This window comes from Kitasatospora sp. NPDC058406, assembly GCF_042722765.1.
Lineage (GTDB): Bacteria > Actinomycetota > Actinomycetes > Streptomycetales > Streptomycetaceae > Kitasatospora.
Genome location: NZ_JBHXKE010000095.1, coordinates 14,737 through 32,876, shown reverse-complemented (window position 1 = coordinate 32,876; position 18,140 = coordinate 14,737). Strand labels below are relative to the sequence as shown.

Sequence of the window (18,140 nt, the reverse complement as noted above, 5' to 3'; positions counted from 1 at the left end):
GGCGCCGTCCCTCCCGGCCGAGGCCCGGGGGCGCCCCGCCGGGAGGGACGGCGCCTCCGCCCGGCGGGGCCGCGCTCAGCGGAGCTCAGCGGCGCTCAGAAGAACACCGAACGCCGCTGCACCAGCAGCTGGTAGAGGGTGTGCTGGATGGTCTCCCGGACCTCGTCGGCCAGGTCGAAGACCAGCATCGGGTCGTCCGCCGCCTCGACGGGGTGCCGGTCGGTCGCGATCGGCTCGCCGAACTGGATGATCCACTTGGTCGGCAGCGGGACCGCCCCCAGCGGCCCCAGCCACGGGAAGGTCGGCGTGATCGGTACGTACGGCAGGCCCAGCAGCCGGGCCAGGGTCCGGAAGTTGCCGATCATCGGGTAGGTCTCCTCGGCCCCGACGATCGAGCACGGGACGATCGGCACCCGCGCCCGCAGCGCGGACGACACGAAGCCGCCGCGGCCGAAGCGCTGCAGCTTGTACCGCTCGGAGAACGGCTTGCCGACCCCCTTGAAGCCCTCCGGCCAGACCCCGACCAGCTCGCCCCGTTCCAGCAGTGCCTGGGCGTCCTCGTTGCAGGCCAGCGTGTGCCCGGCCTTCCGGGCCAGCTCGTTGATGCCGGGCAGGACGAACACCAGGTCGGCGGCGAGCATCCGCAGGTGCCGGTGGTGCGGGTGGTGGTCGTGTATGGCCACCTGGGTCATCAGGGCGTCCAGCGGGATCGTGCCGGAGTGGTTGGCGACGATCAGCGCGCCGCCCTCGGCCGGGATGTTCTCGACGCCGCGGACCTCGACCCGGAAGTACTTCTCGGCCAGCGGCCGCAGCAGCCCGAGCAGGACCTCCTCGGTCAGCTCCCGGTCGAAGCCGAACTCGTCCACCTCGTAGTCGCCGGTGATCCGGCGGCGCAGGAAGGCCAGGCCGTCGGCGGCCCGGGACTCCCAGCCCTTGCCGAACAGCCGGGTGGCGGCCGGGCCCAGCTGCCCGGCCAGTGCCCCGCCGACCGTCTCGGCGACCCGGTCGGCCAGGCCGGGGCCGACCGGCGGCTCGGTCCAGCTGGGGGCGGACTCGATCGGGATGACCTTCGCCTCGCCCGGCGCGTTCTCGGCGGCGGCACTCATGCGGGTTCAGCTCCTGGGTCGGTGCGGGCGGGCGGGACTCTCCGGTGCGGCCCGGCCGTGCCCCGGGCGCTCGGGGCCGAGCAGCGCGGCCACGCCGTCGGTGACGGCGGCCAGCCGCTCGGGCGGCAGCAGGCCGGGCGACTGCGCCGCGGCGAAGTCGGTGAACGCCTCCGGGGTGGTGAACGCCGGACGGTAGCCGAAGGTCTCCCGCAGCCGCGTGGTGTCCACCACCCGGCCGTGCGTGAGCAGCCGGAGCTGCTCGGGCGAGACGTCCACGAGCCTGGTCTGCCGGGCCAGTCCGGCGAACCAGCTGATCGCGGGCAGCAGCAGCGGCAGGGTCGGCCGGCCCAGCCGGCGGGCGCACTGGGAGAGCAGCAGGACGCCCTCCCCCGCCACGTTGAAGGTACCGGTGTTGACGGTGCCCGGCTCGGCGGCGAACGCGGCCCGGCAGAGCACCTCGATCACGTCGTCCTCGTGGACGAACTGGAGCCTCGGGTCGTAGCCGAGAACGGTCGGCAGCACCGGGAGCCCGAAGTAGTCGGTCAGCGGGGTGTCGGCGGCCGGGCCGACGATGTTGGCGAACCGCAGCACCGTCACCCCGACGTCCGGGCGGCGCCGGGCGAAACCGCGGACGTAGCCCTCGACCTCGACCGCGTCCTTGGCGAAGCCGCCGCCCGGCAGGTTCCTGGGCTGGGTGCGCTCGGTGAACACCGCCGGGTCGCGCGGCGCCGAGCCGTACACGCCGGTGGTCGACTTCACCACCAGCCGGCGGACACCCGGCGCCTTCTGGCAGGCACCGAGCAGCTGCATGGTGCCGATCACGTTGGACTCCTTCACCGACGAGCGGTTGGTGGAGCCCAGCCCGGTGGCGCTGACCGCGAGATGGACCACGGTGTCGACCCCGTGCTCGGCGATCACCCGGGCCACGGCGGGGCGGCGCAGGTCGAGCTGGTGGAAGCGGTACGGCGCGGCGGGCCCGTCCGGCTCCGCGAGCGCCCGCAGCGGGGGCCGGGGCGGCTGCACGTCCACGCCGACCACCAGGTCCACCCCGGGCCTGCGGCGCAGCTCGGCGGCGAAACGGGCGCCCAGGTGCCGGGCCACGCCGGTGACGAGCACGACCGTTCCCACAGCGCTGCACCCCATTTCCACGCCCGCCCGTTCCTCGGCCCGGGCGGCCTGCGTGCACCGTACCGCGCCGCCGTGGCGGGCCGTGAAACGACACCGCCCGCCCAGGCCACGAGGGCCTGGACGGGCGGGGGAACGCCTGAACCCCGCCGGAGCGGGGGGATACTTCGTTGCGTCGCTGGACCCTCGTCGTGGGGTCACCCCCGCCGAGGCGGGGAAGCTCACAAGCTCAGGCGTTACTTCTTGTTGCGACGCTGAACACGCGTCCGCTTCAGAAGCTTGCGGTGCTTCTTCTTGGCCATACGCTTGCGACGCTTCTTGATGACAGAGCCCACGGAACAACCCTCGCTCACTGAGACTCGCGCCCGTGAGAGACGGAGTCCATACGACTGACGGACGGCCTAGCCTACCGTCCACTCGCCCAGGGCCGTAATCGTGCTCCCCGGGACGGGCAAACTCGGGGCGAATCCGAGGCGAACGGGCGCGGGGCCCACCGGCTGTGGGCCCCGCTCCGCCGGACTGTCCTACGCGCTTTCGAGCCGCACGTAGGAGTCCTTGAGGTACTCGTGCACTGCCTGCTGAGGCACCCGGAACGACCGGCCGACCCGGATGGCCGGCAGTTCGCCGCTGTGCACCAACCGGTAGACCGTCATCTTGGAGACCCGCATGACCGCGGCCACTTCGGCCACGGTCAGGAAGACGACGTCCTGCAAGGGGCGTTCGCCGGAACTCATGACCATCACCCGACCCTTACCCGTGTGCAAGGCACCGGCTTCCCCTCCGGTGACTCCACCGGCACACGTGTATCCCCAGAGTAGTTATGGGTGGTACCAGTGGGAAGAGGGAGAAGCGCAGTCGTCGTACGGTGAGGGATAAGCCCGTTGCAGTACGTAGCCGATCGGCGGTCTGCACCAGTGGTCGTGCGCACGGCCCCGGTCCGGCACCGGCCCTTCACAACCGGGGGCGGCCGTTCAGCGGCGCGGGCCGCCGCCGCGGCCGACGCCGCAGGTCAGGGCAGCAGTCCGTGGTGCGGCAGGACGGCCCTGCGGGTGGCCAGGATCGCCTGGTCGAGGCGGTCGGCCGGATCGTATCCCGCCTCGAAGTCGCGCCAGGCCGGGCGCGCGCCGTCGGTCATCCGCAGCGGGGCCGGACGCCGGGTCCGCCGGTAAACCTCCGCCCGCCATGTTTCCGGAGTCTCGGTGACCGGGTCGACGGGCCGGCCCGCGGCGGTCGCGACCAGATGGGTCCACGTCCGCGGTACGACGTCGACGACCGCGTAGCCGCCCCCGCCGAGGGCGATCCAGCGGCCGTCGGCGTGCTCGTGGGCCAGCGCGTGCAGTTCCTCGGCGATCAGCCGCTGCGCGTCCACGGTGACGGCGAGGTGGGCGAGCGGGTCCTCCAGGTGGGTGTCGGCGCCGTGCTGGGTGACGAGGACCTGCGGCCGGAAGGCGGCGATCAGTTCGGGCACCACGGCGTGGAAGGCGCGCAGCCAGCCGGAGTCACCGGTGCCGGCCGGCAGCGGGAGGTTGGCCGCGGAGCCGGGGGCGCCGGGCCCGCCGGTCTCGGTGGCCCAGCCGGTCTGCGGGAAGAGCGTGGCGGGGTGCTCGTGCAGCGAGACCGTGAGCACCCGGGGGTCGTCCCAGAACGCCTCCTGGACGCCGTCGCCGTGGTGGACGTCGACGTCGACGTAGGCGACCCGCTCGGCGCCGAGTTCGAGCAGCCGGGCGATGGCGAGGGCCGGGTCGTTGTAGATGCAGAAGCCGGACGCCTTGCCGGGCATGGCGTGGTGCAGGCCGCCGGCGAAGTTGACGGCGTGCGGGGTCTCGCCGCGCCAGACGGCCTCGGCGGCGGCGACCGACTGCCCGGCGATCAGCGCGGAGGCGGAGTGGACGGCCGGGAAGGACCAGTTGTCGTCGGTGCCGAGCCCGTGCCGGGGGTCCTGCTCGTCGGGGTGGGCGGCGGCGTGCTTGACCGCCTCGACGTAGGCGGCGGTGTGCACCAGCCGGAGGGTCGACTCACCGGCGGGCGGCGCGGACCGGACGGTGACGCCCGGACCGCCGTCGAGGCCGAGGGACTCCACCAGCCGCATGGTGAGCGAGAGCCGGGCAGGGTCCATGGGGTGGCCGGGGCCGAAGTCGTACGCGGTGACCGCTTCGTCCCAGAAGAGGTGCAGGCCGCAGGGGGTGACGCGCTCGGCTTCGGGCATGGCCTCCACCGTAGTGGGTGAGGCCGGTGCGGCCGGGCAACGGGCCCTTGAACGCCGGTGGTACGGACGTCAGCCGCGAGGGAGGCCGGCGCGCGCCCCGACGGGCGGTGCCGCCGGAACGGGCGCGGCGGCGGGAGCGGTCGCGGGTGCGGCGGCCCGGTCCGGGCGGCGGCCGGCCAGCCGGCACCCGAGGCAGTCGGGGTGGCCCCGGCGGGCGTCGGGGTCGGGGGTGCGCCAGTGCCGGCGGCCGGGCGGGCGCGGCCCGGTGGCCTTGCCCCGGCCGGCGAGGTGGAGCAGCCAGGCGGCGAGGGCCCCGAGCACGGTGAGGCCGGCGCCGGCCCAGAGCCCGGGGGCCGACCCGGCGATGAGGGCGACGCCCGCGACGGCGGATCCGAGCACGACGATCGCGGTCCCGGTCCAGCCGGCCACGGTGTGGCCCATGTCGTGATCTCCGTGTGCGCCCATGTCTCCTCGTTTGGTGTGATGGGTGCGGTCCGCATCCACTCGGACGTTTTATCTCACGAGCTAAGTAACTTAGATACTAAGGAGATACCCCGTGGAGGGCAAGCCGCGCCCGCAGGCGACGGCCGAGCAGGCGCTCTATGCGATGGACCGGATGATCGCGCTCGCGCAGTTCGGCCAGCAGGACATCGCCTCGCGGCTCGGGCTCAACGTCACCGACCTCACCTGTCTGGGCTTCGTCATGGAGGCCGCCCTGGCCGGCGAGTCGCTGGCGGCCGGCGACCTCGCCGAACGCGCGCAGCTGACCACCGGCGCGGTGACCGGGGTGCTCAACCGGCTGGAGAGGGCCGGGTACGCCCGGCGCGAGGCGGACCCGGGCGACCGACGCCGGGTCCGGGTGGTGCTGGACAGCAGCGCCCAGGCCCGGATCCTGGAGGTCTACGGACCGTTCTACGAGCGGATCAACCGCCTCTTCGCCGACTACACCGCGGACGAGGTCGCGGTGCTCGCCGACTGGTTCACCCGCGCGAAGGGGCTGCTGCGCGAGTCGCTCGACGAGGTCCGTGAGGGCGGGGACCGGCGCTAGGCCCGCCACGCGGCCGGTGACGGGCGCGGCCGCGCGGAACGGCCTAGACGCGGGCCGCGACCGCGTCGGGGGCCACCGGGGCCGGGGCGAAGCGGTCGGCGAGCGGCAGCACGGCGAGCACCAGCAGCATCGGCGCGAGCAGCGCCCAGCGGTACGAGCTCGCGTCCGCCAGCGCCCCGACCAGCGGCGAACCGACCAGGAAGCCCACGTAGTTGAAGAGGTTGAGACGGGCCACCGCGGCGTCCGAGCCGGCCGGGAAGAGCCGCCCGCCGGCCGCGAAGACCTGCGGGATGATCGCGCAGATCCCCAGACCGAGCACGGTGAACCCGGCGATCCCGACCCGGGCGCCGGGTGCGACGGCGGCCAGCGCGAACCCGAGCGCGGCCAGCACCGCGCCGGACCGGACCACCGGGACGGCGCCCCAGCGCTGCACCGCGCGGTCGCCCAGCGCCCGGCCGAACAGCATCGCGACCATGTAGCCGAGGTAGGAGAGCTTGGCCACGTCCTCCGGGCTGCCCAGGCCGTCGGTCAGGTACTTGACGCTGTAGTTGGAGACCGAGGCGTCGGCGATGTACGCGAAGGCCATCGCCAGGCAGAGCGGCAGCAGCGGGCGCCACGGAACGGCCCGGGCGGCGGCCTCGGCGGCCTCGCGGACGGCGTCGCCGAGTTCGGCCGGCCCGGCGAGGCGGGTGCCGGCCAGCACCGCGAGCGGGGCGATCACCCCGGCCGCCGTGCCGAACAGCACCGGCAGGCCGAGGCCGGCGTGCGCACCCAGGCCGGCGACGGCGGCGCCGAGGATCCCGCCGAGGCTGAACGCCGCGTGGAAGCCGAGCATGACCGACCGGCCGTAGCGGTGCTGGAGGCCGACCCCGAGCATGTTCATACTCGCGTCCAGCGCCCCGACCAGCAGGCCGAACGCGCCCAGCGCGAGGGCGAGTTGCCAGAGCGTGTCGCCGGACCCGGCGGCGGCCAGGGTGACGCAGACGGCCGGCTGGACGACCCGCAGCACGGCCCGCGCCCCGGTCCGCCGGACCAGCCGCTCGGAGGCGATCGAGCCCACCCCGGCCAACACCGGCACCGCGGCCAGGAAGACCGGCAGCAGCGCGTCGCTCAGCCCGTACCGGTCCTGGAGTTCCGGGATGCAGGTGACCAGCAGGGCGAAGGTGACGCCCTGGAGCAGGAAGCCCGCCGCCAGCGCGGCGCGGCCGGCCCGGAGCCGCGGCGTGACCGCGGCACTCTCGGAACGCACATCAACCTCGCTACCGGCCGGTACGACAGTGGTGGCGAGAGCGTAGGCCGTGACGGGCGATCGCGGGAGGGGTCGCGCAGCGGTTCCGGGACACGGGCCGCATCAGAGCAGGCCGGGGACCTCCGCCAGGTCGGCGATCAGACCGGTGGCACCGGCGGCGAGCAGCTTCGCCGGGTCGGTGAGCGCGGTGTAGCCGTAGACGTCCATGCCGGCGGCGCGGGCGGCCAGCACTCCGTTGGGGCTGTCCTCCAGGACCAGGCAGGCGGCCGGGTCGACGCCGAGGGTGCGGGCGGCGTGCAGGAACAGGTCGGGCGCGGGCTTGCCGACCCCGACGTCCTGGGCACTGAAGATCCGCTCCTCGGGGAACTCCCCGCGCAGGCCGGTGACGTCCAGCGCGGTGCGGATCCAGGAGTGGTGCGCGGAGGAGGCCAGGCAGTACGGCACGGAGCGCTGCCGAAGCTCCTTCAGCAGCGTCTCCGCGCCCCGCACGGCCACGAGTTCGGTGCCGAAGGCGTCGAACACCCGGCCGTGGAACAGCTCGTCGAAGCCGTCCGGGAGCCGCGCGCCGTCGTGGCGCTCGGCGATCACGTCGTGCACCCGGTGGGCGGCGGTGCCCATGAAGTCCCGGTAGGAGTCCTCGATCGTGGTCGGGTAACCGAGCTCGGTCAGGTACTCGGCCAGCAGCCGGTTGGACACCGGCTCACTGTCCACCAGGACGCCGTCGTTGTCGAAGATCACCAGTTCGTAGGCCACGCGTTCGAGCCTACCGGGCCCGCCCGGCGGCTACTTGCCGCCGGAGGCCAGCTCCCGGGAGCGGTCCCGGGCCGCCTCCAGGGCGCCCAGCAGGGCCGCCCGCACCCCGTGGTTCTCCAGCTCGCGGATGGCCGCGATGGTCGTGCCGGCCGGCGAGGTGACCGCCTCGCGCAGCTTCACCGGGTGTTCGCCGGAGTCCCGCAGCATGATCGAGGCGCCGATCGCCGACTGCACGATCAGGTCGTGCGCCACCTGGCGCGGCAGCCCGAGCAGGATGCCCGCGTCGGTCATCGCCTCGACCAGGAAGTAGAAGTACGCCGGACCCGAACCGGAGAGCGCGGTCGCCGCGTCCTGCTGGGCCTCGGGCAGCCGCAGCGCCTTGCCGACCGACCGGAAGATCTCCTCGGCCCGCACCAGGTGCGCCTCGGTGGCGTGCGAGCCGCCGGAGATGACGCTCATCCCCTCGTCCACCAGGACCGGGGTGTTGGGCATCACGCGGACCACCGGGGTACCGGCCGCCAGTCGTGCCTCGAACCACTCGGTGGGGATGCCGGCCGCCGCCGAGATCACCAGCCGGTCCGGTCCGACGTGCGGCGCCAGCTCGTCCAGCAGGGTGCCCATGTCCTGCGGCTTCACCGCCAGGATCAGGGTGTCGGCGAGCTTGGCGGCCTCGGTGTTGCCCACCACGCCGACCCCGTACCGGGCGGCCAGCTCCTCGGCCCGCTCCGGACGGCGGGCGGTCACCAGGACGTCCGCCGGGTCCTTCCCGGCCCGCAGCAGGCCGGAGAGCAGCGCCTCACCGATCTTGCCCGTGCCGAGGAAGGCGATCTTCTGTCCGTGCTCCGTGTTGCCGGCCATGGCCACTCCTTGCTTCCGGTACCGCGGCCATCCTCGCACCGCGTACGCGCCGGCGGCGGGACCGTCCACCCTGCGGAAGGCACGGGTCCGGGGTCCGCGGGCGCCGGGCCCGGGGGCGCCCCCTAGGGCGAAACTCCGGGTTCTCCCCTATGGCCCGGCGCTGGGCCCGGGCGCACCGTGGAGGTATGGCACACGGAGAGATGTCCCGACGTGAGAACCGGCAGGTCGCCGTCGCCGCGGCGACAGTGGGCCCGTGGCGGACCGCCGCGGGAGTCGGTGCGGTGGTGGGGGCGACGGCCCTGGGGATCGACGCGATCTCCGGGGACTGGTCGCTGAGCATGCTGGCCGATCCGGCCGGCTGGGGCCTGTTCTTCTTCTTCCTGGTCGGTGCGGTCGGCGGCCAGCTGCGCCGCGACACCACCGACCGGCGGCTGGCCCGGTGGGCGGCCGAGCACCCGTGGCAGTCGGCGCTGCCGGCGGCCGGCGGGCTGCTCCTGCTGAACACGCTGGCGCAGCTGTTCCTCGGCGACGCGGGCGTGTTCGAGGCCTTCTTCCTCTCGCTGCTGCCGGCCGGCCTGCTGCTGGCCGTCGCGGGCGTGGTCGGCTCGGTGAAGCGGGCCCGCGGCAAGGGCTGAGCGGGGGCGGCGGACGCGGGGCCGGAGGACGCGGGGCGGCGGCGCGGGGGCGGCCCGGACGGACGACGGGGCCGGTCCGGACGGGCGACGGGCCGGGCCGGTCCCCGGACGGCGCACTCCGGTTCACCGGCCGGGGTGCCCCCGATCGGACGAACGTCACACCCCGTCGACATACTGGCGCGATGCCGATCGCCGAAGATCCAGAACCGCGCCCGCACGAGGGCCGGGACCAGGACGGGACCACCCCGTCCGGGGCGGACGGGAAGGACCCGTTCGCCGACCTCGTCCTCGACGAGGAGTTCGTCAAGGGTGCCTCCGTGAAGGAGCAGACGGGCCGCACCCGGATGCTCGCCGCCCAGTGGAAACACACCCCGCCGGTCGACCCCGGCGGCCGCCGCTCCGTGAACGACGGCCCCCGGGCCCGGAAGCGGTTCGGCCGCGGTCCGCGGCCGGCCGACGCCTGGGGCCGTCCCCGACCGCGCCGTCGGCCGGAGTGGCGGGCGCCGATGTTCGTGGTGCTCGCCGTCGCCCTGGCGCTCGCCGCGCTGAACGTCGACGGCCTGCGGTCCTGGTACTCGACCCGCTTCGGCTCCGACGGGACCACCGCCTCGTCCGTGCCCACCGCCGTCCCGACCGTCGCACCGGAGACGGCCCGGCCGACCGGCGCGCCCTCCCCCGTCGCCGAGCAGCGCCCGACCGTCGACCACCCGTGGGCCGGCTCCCCCGCCGAGGGCTGGCCGACCGACATCACGGTGTTCGAGCCCAAGGAGACCCCGCCGGCCATCGGGGTGTTCGACGCCGCGCAGGTCGCCGCCCAGGTCAAGCTGGTCAAGGACTACCTGGCGGCGGCCAACCTGGACCCGAAGGTGATCGCCGGCGCCCGCCCGGAGGCGGCACTGGCCCTCCTGGACCGGGAGGAGCGCGACGCGGCCGACGCCGCGCTGACCAGGCCCTCCGTGGACACGGACCCGACGCACTGGTTCAGCCGCTTCGACCCGGCCGAGGCCGTACCGGTCGGCGACACCGTGAAGCTCCAGGGCCTGATCACGGTCGAGGGCGACGGCGCCAAGGGGGTGCTGGTGCGCGCCGACTTCACCTACGTCTACGCGCTGCGCCCCGGTCCGGAGGCCGCCCGGCGGGCCGCCTCGCCCCCGCCGAAGCCGGCCACCCCGCGCCCGACGGCCCCGCCCGCGACGGGCGGCGGCGCGCCCAGGCCGGTGGGCTGGACAGTACCGGCCGCGGACGTCGCCGGGGACACCCGGACGACCCGCACCGTGGTCCGCAAGGTGGACACCTTCCGCTTCCACGACCCGGCGCGGTACCGGGTGGACCCGAAGAAGCTGACTCTCAGCAGCAGGACCGAGATCGGCAACAGCGCGTGCGACGTCTACGACGGCTACCTGCACCCGCAGTTCGACCAGTTCGCCGCCGCCACCGGACCCGAGCCCGCACCGAGCGGGACGTCGAGCGACCCGTACGACCGCAGCAAGGACCTGACGGAGGACGACGGCGAATGCGGGACGATCACCCGCAGCTGAACGGCCCCGCCGGCGGTCAGCGCCTGCGCCTGGCCCGGACCGGCCCCTTCGGGCCGGGCCGGCCGCCGCGCCCGGACCGGCGCCGCTCGTGGCGGGTCAGCGCCCGCTCGTAGTCGGCCCGGTGGACGGCCTCGCCGGGCGCCTCGACCAGACCGCGGGCGGCGTAGGCGAGCAGGGCCCCGACCCCGCCGATGATCCAGACCACGCCGAGCGACTTCTCCTCGGCCATCCAGCCGGTCAGCCGGTCCTTGCCCTCGGTGAGCACCTTCCAGGTGCGCAGCGCGGAGAGCAGCGAGCAGATCGCCACGGCGGCGACCAGCAGGCCGTTGAGGAAGCCGCCGTTGTCGGACATCCGGATGCCGTCGACCGCGAGGCGCAGGACGAAGGCGGCGGCCGCGGCGGCGAGCAGCGCGCCGACCGGCACCAGGATCCGGCGGATCCGGTAGCCGCCGTCGTGGTCGACCCAGCTGGTGCCGAACCAGCGGATCGGCTCCGGTTCGGGGGCGCCTGCGGGCGTGCGGTCGCCGGCGGGCTGGGGGGCGGGGGCGGATTCCTCGGTCACACGGCCGATTATCACCCGGCGCCCCGGAACGGCGGAGGAGCCGTCCCCGTGGTGGGACGGCTCCTCGTGGTGCGCGGGGGTGTCAGCCGAGCTTGCTGACGTCCCGGACGGCGCCCTTGTCGGCGGAGGTGGCCATCGCGGCGTACGCGCGCAGGGCCTGGCTGACCTGGCGCTCCCGGTTCTTCGGCTTGTAGCCGCCCCCGGCCTCCAGCACCGCCCGGCGCTCCTCCAGGACCTCCCGGGAGACCTCCAGGGAGATCGTCCGGCCGGGGATGTCGATGGCGATGATGTCGCCGTTCTCGACCAGGGCGATCGTGCCGCCGGACGCGGCCTCCGGGGAGGCGTGGCCGATCGACAGGCCGGAGGTGCCGCCGGAGAAGCGTCCGTCGGTGACGAGCGCGCACGCCTTGCCGAGGCCCCGGCCCTTGAGGAACGAGGTCGGGTAGAGCATCTCCTGCATGCCCGGGCCGCCCTTGGGGCCCTCGTAGCGGATGACGACGACGTCGCCCTCCTTGATCCGCTTGGCGAGGATCGCCTCGACCGCGTCGTCCTGGGACTCGACGACCACGGCCGGGCCGCTGAAGGTCCAGATCGACTCGTCGACGCCCGCGGTCTTCACGATGCAGCCGTCCTCGGCGAGGTTGCCGTACAGCACGGCGAGGCCGCCCTCGACGGAGTAGGCGTGCTCGACGCTGCGGATGCAGCCCCCGGCGGCGTCGGTGTCCAGGCTGTCCCAGCGCTCGGACTGCGAGAAGGCCTCGGCGGAGCGGACGCAGCCGGGCGCGGCGTGCCACAGCTCGACGGCCTCGGCGGACGGCGAGCCGCCGCGCACGTCCCAGGTCTTGAGCCACTCGGCGAGCGAGTCGGAGTGGACGGTGTGCACGTCCTCGTTGAGCAGCCCCGCCCGGTACAGCTCGCCGAGGATGGCCGGGATGCCGCCGGCCCGGTGGACGTCCTCCATGTAGTACGAGCCGTTGGGCGCGACCTTGGAGAGGCAGGGCACCCTGCGGGAGACGGCGTCGATGGCCAGCAGGTCGAAGTCCAGCTCGGCCTCCTGGGCGGCGGCGAGCAGGTGGAGGATGGTGTTGGTCGAACCGCCCATGGCGATGTCGAGGGCCATCGCGTTCTCGAAGGCGGCGCGGGTCGCGACGGCGCGCGGCAGGACGGAGGGGTCGTCCTGGCCGTAGTGCCGGTTGGTGATCTCGACGACGGTCCGCCCGGCGTTCTCGTAGAGGGCGCGGCGGGCGGTGTGGGTGGCGAGGACGGATCCGTTGCCGGGCAGCGAGAGGCCGATCGCCTCGGTGAGGCAGTTCATCGAGTTGGCGGTGAACATGCCCGAACAGGAGCCGCAGGTCGGGCAGGCGTTCTCCTCGATGATCGCGATGTCCTCGTCGGACACGTTCTCGTTGACCGCCTGGGAGATGGCGTCGACCAGGTCGAGCTTGCGCACGGTGCCGTCGACCAGGGTGGCCTTGCCGGCCTCCATCGGGCCGCCGGAGACGAAGACGGTCGGGATGTTCAGGCGCAGCGCGGCCATCAGCATGCCGGGGGTGATCTTGTCGCAGTTGGAGATGCAGATCAGCGCGTCGGCGCAGTGCGCGTTGACCATGTACTCGACCGAGTCGGCGATCAGGTCGCGGGAGGGCAGCGAGTAGAGCATGCCGCCGTGGCCCATCGCGATGCCGTCGTCCACCGCGATGGTGTTGAACTCGCGCGGGATGCCGCCCGCCTGCTTGATCGCCTCGGAGACGATCCGGCCGACCGGCTGCAGGTGGGTGTGCCCGGGGACGAACTCGGTGAAGGAGTTGGCGACCGCGATGATCGGCTTGCCGAAGTCCTCGCGGGCTACGCCGGCCGCCCGGAGAAGCGCCCGGGCGCCTGCCATGTTGCGACCGTGGGTGACCGTACGGGACCTCAGCTCGGGCACTGTGCTCCACTCCTTCGGAGGCTGACTCGCGGCCCCGCTCGGTATGGAGGGTGCGGGGCCACTGTGTCCGTCGAGCCTACGCCCGCCGTCCGGGCGGCGGACGGCGCGTCCGCGATGCGGTCAGGGCGGCGCGTGGACGGAGCGGGGACGGCGTGGGCGGAACCGGGTCGCGGTGGGGTCGCGGCGGGGCGGAGCGGGGGTGGTGGGCCGGGCACGGGCAGCCGGGTCAGCCCGGGGTGACCGCCACCGTCAGGTCCAGCACGTACGGCTCGACGACCCAGCCGTCCGGGAACTCGCCGAGCAGGGCCTCGCGCTCGACGGCCAGCAGCGGTGCACGCCGCTCCGGGGTGAGGGCGGCGAGGTAGGAGCGCGAGGTGAGGTCGGTGATCACGTGGTCGACGGTGACCCGGCGCTCCCAGCGCAGCCGGGCGGAGCCGGTCCGCAGGTCGTGGGGCGCGAGGTGACCGGCGATCTCGTTGACGGCGCCGTAGCCGTGGTAGCTCTGCAGCGCGGCGGCCAGCCGCTCGCCCATCGCGCGGATCCAGCCGACGCTGCTGTCCTTCACGTTCCACCAGGTGGCGAGGGCCCCGCCGGGCCGCAGCACCCGGATCGCCTCGGGGACCGACCGTGCGGGGTCGGTCCAGTGGAAGGCCTGCGCGTAGGTGACGAAGTCCGCCGAGCGGTCGTGGAAGGGCAGTTCGTCGCCGGTGCCCCTGACCAGCGGCAGACCGGGGCTGCCGGCCAGGAACCGGGCGGCCATGCCGTCATTGGGCTCGACGGCGACGACGTCCGCGCCGCGCCCGGCCAGCAGCCGGGTGGAGATGCCCGTGCCGGCCCCGACGTCCAGTACCCGGGCGCCCTTGAGGCTCCGGCCGGACAGCCGCTCCAGCTCGTCGAACAGCTCGTCCGGGTACGACGGCCGCGCCCGGTCGTACTCGGCCGCCACCCCGCCGAAGGACTCCGCGAGCTCCCTGAACTTCTGTCGATCCGTCATGACTCCCCCTGCACAAGTCCGTTCGTACGCTCAGCGTACGCGTGCGGAGGTGGCCAGGTGCAGGCGGGTGAACGCCAGCGCCTCGGCGAGATCGGCCTCCCGTTCGGCGGGCGACGCGGACCGCCGGGTGTTGACCTCCAGCACCACGTGACCGTCGAAACCGGTCCGGGCGAGGTGTTCGAGCAGCTCGGCGCAGGGCTGCTTGCCCCGGCCCGGGATCAGGTGCTCGTCCTTGCCGGAGCCGGAGCCGTCCGCGAGGTGGATGTGGGCGAGCCGGTCGCCCATCCGCTCGACCATCGCGAGCGCGTCGATCCGGGAGGTCGCGGCGTGCGACAGGTCGATGGTGAAGTGCCGGTAGTCCTCGTCGGTGACGTCCCAGCCGGGCGCGTACGCCAGCACCTCGCGGTCGCGGTACCGCCACGGGTACATGTTCTCGACGGCGAACCGGACGTCCGTCTCCCCCGCCATCCGGTCGATGCCCTCGACGAACTCCCGGGCGTACTGCCGCTGCCAGCGGAACGGCGGGTGGACGACGACCGCGCTCGCACCGAGCTTCTCGGCAGCCGCCCGGGCCCGGACCAGCTTGGTCCACGGGTCGGTGGTCCAGACCCGCTGGGTGATCAGCAGGCACGGCGCGTGCACGGCGAGGATCGGCACGCCGTGCACGTCGGAGAGCCGGCGCAGCGCCTCGATGTCCTGGCTGACCGGGTCGTTCCAGACCATCACCTCGACGCCGTCGTAGCCGAGCTTCGCGGCCAGTTCGAAGGCGATGGCGGTGTTGGCCGGATAGACCGAGGCGGTGGAGAGGGCGACCTTGGTGTCCGGGATGTGCAGGGCCGGGTGGGCGGGCAGGACCAGGCGGTCGGTGGTGCGGAGCAGCGGCGGGCGGGCGGCGGCCTGCCGGGCGGCCTTGACCGACTTCACCGACTGGACGGCGGCCTTGGCGGCGCCGGCGGCCCGGGCGGTGCGGGTGCCGCGGGCGGGCTGCGCCGGTGCGGCGGCTTCGGTGGCGGGGGCGCCCTTCGCGGCGCCCTTCGCGGCGCCCTTCGCGGCGCCCTTCGCGGCGCCCTTGGCCGCGGACCTCTCCGTCCGGGCCCTTCCGGCGCTGCGCCGGGCCGTCGGTTCGGCCTTCCGCCCGGCTTTCCGCCCGGTGTCCTCCCCGGCCGCCGGTTCGGTCGTCGGTTCGGTCGTCGGTTCGGCCTTCCGTCCGGCTTTCTGCCTGGTCGTCGACCTGGCCGCGGGTTTCGCCCCGAGCTTGGCCGCCCGCGCCGCGGGCGCCTCCGCGGCCTCCGGGCCGGGCCCGGCCGCGGGCTCGGCGGTCCGGCGGGCGGTGCGTCCGGCCGTCCGGCCCGCCGACTCCTTCGACGCCTTCCGGGCCGCCTTCTCGGCGACCCCGCCGGCGGCCTCCCTGGCCGCCCGGACGCCCTTCACCGCCTTGCCCAGCTTGCGGGAGCGCACGGGCGCGGTGTCCGGGTCGGCGGTGTCCGCGGACCGCGGCGCGTCCGGGTCCGGAGTCGTGTCCGAGGTCGTGCCCGCAGGGCCCGCGCCGGCGTTCGGAGCCGGGCCGGACGGGCGGCGGGCCCGGCGCGCGGCGTCCGGCCGCGGCTGCCCGTCCTCGGGAGCGCGGCCCTCCCGCGTACCGTCCTCGCCCGCTGGATGCGCCACGGGAGACAGCGTAAGCGTCCCGCGCCCGGAACGGGGAGCCGGTCGGAGGGCGCGCGGGCCGGCCACGCGCCGGGCCGTCCGGGCGGGGGAACCGGCAGTTCGGGGGCGGGAACGGCCCGTCAGGGGGTGAGGGCGGGCCGACGGCGGTCGGCGGAACCGTCCATGGCGTCCAGGCGGCGCAGGATGATCCCCTCGCGCAGAGCCCAGGGACAGACGTCCAGTTCGTCCAGACCGAACAGGTCCATCGCGGCGTCCGCGACCAGGGCGCCGGCCAGCAGCTGCTTGGCGCGGCCCTCGGAGACCCCCGGGATGTGTGCCCGCTCGGTGACGGTCATCGCGGAGAGCCGGGGCAGCCAGGCGGAGAGGTTGCTGCGGGTGAGCCGACGGTCCGTGTACGGGCCCGCGTCGGCCGGGGCGGCGCCGGTCATCCGGGCGAGCTGCTTGAAGGTCTTGGAGGTGGCGACGGCGTGGTCGGGGGTGCCGAGCCGGGAGATCTCGCCGACCACGGTCGCGATCTCGGCCCGGATGTGGCGTCTGAGCCCCCGCAGCTCCTCCGGGTCGGCGACGTCGCCGGGCAGCCAGCGGGCGGTCAGCCGGCCGGCGCCGAGCGGCAGCGAGCAGGCCACGTCCGGCTGCTCGTCGAGGCCGCAGGCGATCTCCAGCGAGCCCCCGCCGATGTCGAGGTTGAGCAGCCGGCCGGAGGACCAGCCGAACCAGCGCCGGACGGCGAGGAAGGTGAGCCGGGCCTCGTCCTGGCCGGAGAGCACCCGCAGTTCGACCCCGGTCTCCTGGGCGACCCTGCGCAGCACCTCCTCGCCGTTGACGGCCTCGCGGACGGCGGAGGTGGCGAACGGCAGTATGTCGACGACGCCCTTGTCCTCGGCGACCCGCAGCGAGGAGGCGACCATGCCGACCAGCTTGTCCACGCCGGGCTCGCTGATCGCGCCCTGCTCGTCGAGGAGTTCGGCGAGCCTCAGCTCGGCCTTGTGGGAGTAGGCGGGCACCGGAGCGGCGCCCGGATGGGCGTCCACCACGAGGAAGTGGACCGTGTTGGAACCTACGTCGAGAACACCGAGTCGCATAGCGCTCCACGCTACGCGATTCGGGGGCTGTGGAGACCGGCTGCGCCGGTATTCGTGCTGGTCCGACGAGTACGGTCGGAAGGGTGCGGGGGACGGGCCGGGACGGGTCGGCCGCGGGCCGATCAGCGGGTGTGTTCCGCCCGGTGGCCGGTACGGCAGCGGGTGTCGGCCCAGGCGCGCGCCCGGCCGGGGGCGTCCGTGATCAGCCCGTCGGCGCCCCGCCCGGCCGCCGACCGCCAGGCCTCCTCGTCGTCCAGGACCCAGACGTACACCTCGCGGCCGCTCCGGCGCTCGGCGGCGATCCGGTCGGCGGTGGCGAGCGTGCGGTCCAGGGCGATGCCGTGCAGCGGGAGGCCCGCCGGGTCGTCGGCGAGCCCTGCGCCCTGGATCAGTACCACCGGCAGCTCGGGCGCGACGGCGTGGGCCTGCCGCAGGTGCTCGGCGGAGAACGAGTACAGGTGGACCGGCGCCCCGCTGTCGGCCGCCAGCCGGGCGATCCGCTCGACGTCCTCGGCACGCTGCCACTTGATCTCCATCAGCAGGGTGACGCCGCCGCCGGAGAGCCGCCGGAGCAGCTCCTCCAGGGTCGGCACCGGCACGGCCGGGCCGGGTCCGGTGGTCACCCGCAGTCCCGCGAGCTGAGCGGCGGTCAGGTCCGCGACCGCGCCCTCGCCGTCGGTGGTGCGGTCCACCGCGGAGTCGTGCATGAGCACCGGCACGCCGTCCCGGGTGGTCCGGACGTCGGTCTCCAGCCAGTCGGCGCCCTGGCGGAGGGCCGCCTCGAAGGAGGCCATCGTGTTCTCGGGGGCGTCGAGCGGCGCGCCCCGGTGACCGATCACCAGGGGTGCGCCGCAGCCGGTCCGGGCGACGGCGGCCGGCTGGGCGACGGCGGCCGGCTGGGCCCGCAGGCCGGTGGCGGGCTCGGAGGTGCGGGCCGCCGTGGCGGCGCAACCGGGGACGGCGGCGGCGACCAGCGCGAGGGCGGGGAGGGCGGTGCGCAGGGCCGTCCTGGCGGGGCGGGGCGGGGCGGTCACGACTCGGGGCTCCAGTTGCTCTGCTGCTCTGCTGCTCCGTGGCTCTACTGCTCTACTGCTCTACTGCTCGCGGTCCGGTGGTCGCCGGTCGGCCGGCAGGGAGCCAGCATGCCGCACCGTGACGATGCGCCGCCGCCACCCGGGCGACCGCACCCGCCCGGTCACCGCACGGTCCGGTCGGCGCGGACGATCACCGGGTGACCGCGTCCGGGGATCCACCCGCCCGGTCACCGGCCGGTGACACCACCGTGGACGCCCCGGCCGCAGACGGTCCGGACCTCCGGGAAGGCTCTACCCTTGCCGGGTGGCAGCAGCAGAGACCTCCAAGAAGAAGACCAAGCCCAAGGCCGGCGGTCCG

The 18,140-nt window shown here is 74.6% G+C and carries 18 protein-coding genes; 3 read left to right on the top strand and 15 right to left on the bottom strand.

Annotated elements, in window-relative coordinates; all coding sequences use genetic code 11:
* Positions 1–95: 95 nt before the first annotated feature.
* The 6 genes from ACFWOG_RS20160 to ACFWOG_RS20135 form a co-directional block, all read right to left on the bottom strand.
* Positions 96–1,106: a lysophospholipid acyltransferase family protein gene (locus tag ACFWOG_RS20160; protein WP_329951427.1), complete on the bottom strand. Its 1,011-nt coding sequence runs from the start codon at positions 1,104–1,106 to the stop codon at positions 96–98.
* 6 nt (positions 1,107–1,112) lie between these two features.
* Positions 1,113–2,234, bottom strand: coding sequence for an NAD-dependent epimerase/dehydratase family protein (locus ACFWOG_RS20155; protein ID WP_329885538.1), 1,122 nt, complete (start codon positions 2,232–2,234; stop codon positions 1,113–1,115).
* Between the two features lie 233 nt (positions 2,235–2,467).
* Positions 2,468–2,566 carry a 30S ribosomal protein bS22 gene (locus tag ACFWOG_RS20150; RefSeq protein ID WP_003948845.1) on the bottom strand — a complete coding sequence of 33 codons (99 nt, stop codon included), beginning with the start codon at positions 2,564–2,566 and terminating at the stop codon, positions 2,468–2,470.
* 189 nt (positions 2,567–2,755) lie between these two features.
* Positions 2,756–2,965 carry a helix-turn-helix domain-containing protein gene (locus ACFWOG_RS20145; RefSeq protein WP_329885539.1) on the bottom strand — a complete coding sequence of 70 codons (210 nt, stop codon included), beginning with the start codon at positions 2,963–2,965 and terminating at the stop codon, positions 2,756–2,758.
* Between the two features lie 275 nt (positions 2,966–3,240).
* Positions 3,241–4,437 carry an acetoin utilization protein AcuC gene (locus ACFWOG_RS20140; RefSeq protein ID WP_329951426.1) on the bottom strand — a complete coding sequence of 399 codons (1,197 nt, stop codon included), beginning with the start codon at positions 4,435–4,437 and terminating at the stop codon, positions 3,241–3,243.
* Between the two features lie 69 nt (positions 4,438–4,506).
* Positions 4,507–4,902, bottom strand: coding sequence for an HGxxPAAW family protein (locus tag ACFWOG_RS20135; RefSeq protein ID WP_329951425.1), 396 nt, complete (start codon positions 4,900–4,902; stop codon positions 4,507–4,509).
* A gap of 91 nt (positions 4,903–4,993) precedes the next feature.
* Between ACFWOG_RS20135 and ACFWOG_RS20130 the strand changes: the two genes are divergently transcribed.
* Positions 4,994–5,485 (top strand): MarR family transcriptional regulator, encoded by a 492-nt coding sequence (locus tag ACFWOG_RS20130; protein WP_329951424.1) that lies wholly within the window; start codon positions 4,994–4,996, stop codon positions 5,483–5,485.
* A gap of 43 nt (positions 5,486–5,528) precedes the next feature.
* Here ACFWOG_RS20130 and ACFWOG_RS20125 read toward each other — a convergent pair whose 3' ends face one another.
* From ACFWOG_RS20125 to proC, 3 genes are all read right to left on the bottom strand, one after another.
* Positions 5,529–6,734: an MFS transporter gene (locus ACFWOG_RS20125; RefSeq protein WP_380359987.1), complete on the bottom strand. Its 1,206-nt coding sequence runs from the start codon at positions 6,732–6,734 to the stop codon at positions 5,529–5,531.
* A gap of 102 nt (positions 6,735–6,836) precedes the next feature.
* Entirely contained in the window at positions 6,837–7,487 is a 651-nt protein-coding gene (locus tag ACFWOG_RS20120) for an HAD family phosphatase (protein ID WP_329885544.1), read from the bottom strand.
* 30 nt (positions 7,488–7,517) lie between these two features.
* On the bottom strand, positions 7,518–8,345 hold the full coding sequence (gene proC, locus ACFWOG_RS20115; protein WP_329885545.1) for a pyrroline-5-carboxylate reductase: 828 nt from the start codon (positions 8,343–8,345) through the stop codon (positions 7,518–7,520).
* 200 nt (positions 8,346–8,545) lie between these two features.
* Between proC and ACFWOG_RS20110 the strand changes: the two genes are divergently transcribed.
* Positions 8,546–8,980 (top strand): hypothetical protein, encoded by a 435-nt coding sequence (locus tag ACFWOG_RS20110; protein WP_355409052.1) that lies wholly within the window; start codon positions 8,546–8,548, stop codon positions 8,978–8,980.
* Positions 8,981–9,162: 182 nt separating this feature from the next.
* Positions 9,163–10,518, top strand: a complete 1,356-nt coding sequence (locus ACFWOG_RS20105) for a hypothetical protein (RefSeq protein WP_380359984.1) — start codon at positions 9,163–9,165, stop codon at positions 10,516–10,518.
* 16 nt (positions 10,519–10,534) lie between these two features.
* Here the strand turns inward: ACFWOG_RS20105 and ACFWOG_RS20100 are convergent, their stop codons facing one another.
* The 6 genes from ACFWOG_RS20100 to ACFWOG_RS20075 form a co-directional block, all read right to left on the bottom strand.
* Complete coding sequence (locus ACFWOG_RS20100; protein WP_329951419.1) at positions 10,535–11,080, bottom strand: hypothetical protein; 546 nt, start codon at positions 11,078–11,080, stop codon at positions 10,535–10,537.
* Positions 11,081–11,162: 82 nt separating this feature from the next.
* Positions 11,163–13,007, bottom strand: coding sequence for a dihydroxy-acid dehydratase (gene ilvD, locus ACFWOG_RS20095; RefSeq protein WP_380359982.1), 1,845 nt, complete (start codon positions 13,005–13,007; stop codon positions 11,163–11,165).
* 226 nt (positions 13,008–13,233) lie between these two features.
* A complete protein-coding gene (locus ACFWOG_RS20090; protein ID WP_329885550.1) occupies positions 13,234–14,001 on the bottom strand; it encodes a methyltransferase domain-containing protein in 768 nt (255 codons plus the stop codon).
* 30 nt (positions 14,002–14,031) lie between these two features.
* Positions 14,032–14,859, bottom strand: coding sequence for a sugar phosphate isomerase/epimerase (locus ACFWOG_RS20085; RefSeq protein WP_329951437.1), 828 nt, complete (start codon positions 14,857–14,859; stop codon positions 14,032–14,034).
* Between the two features lie 926 nt (positions 14,860–15,785).
* Positions 15,786–16,748, bottom strand: coding sequence for a Ppx/GppA family phosphatase (locus tag ACFWOG_RS20080; protein ID WP_380359980.1), 963 nt, complete (start codon positions 16,746–16,748; stop codon positions 15,786–15,788).
* A 122-nt stretch (positions 16,749–16,870) separates the two neighbouring features.
* A complete protein-coding gene (locus ACFWOG_RS20075) occupies positions 16,871–17,782 on the bottom strand; it encodes a glycerophosphodiester phosphodiesterase (protein ID WP_380359978.1) in 912 nt (303 codons plus the stop codon).
* Positions 17,783–18,140: the final 358 nt, after the last annotated feature.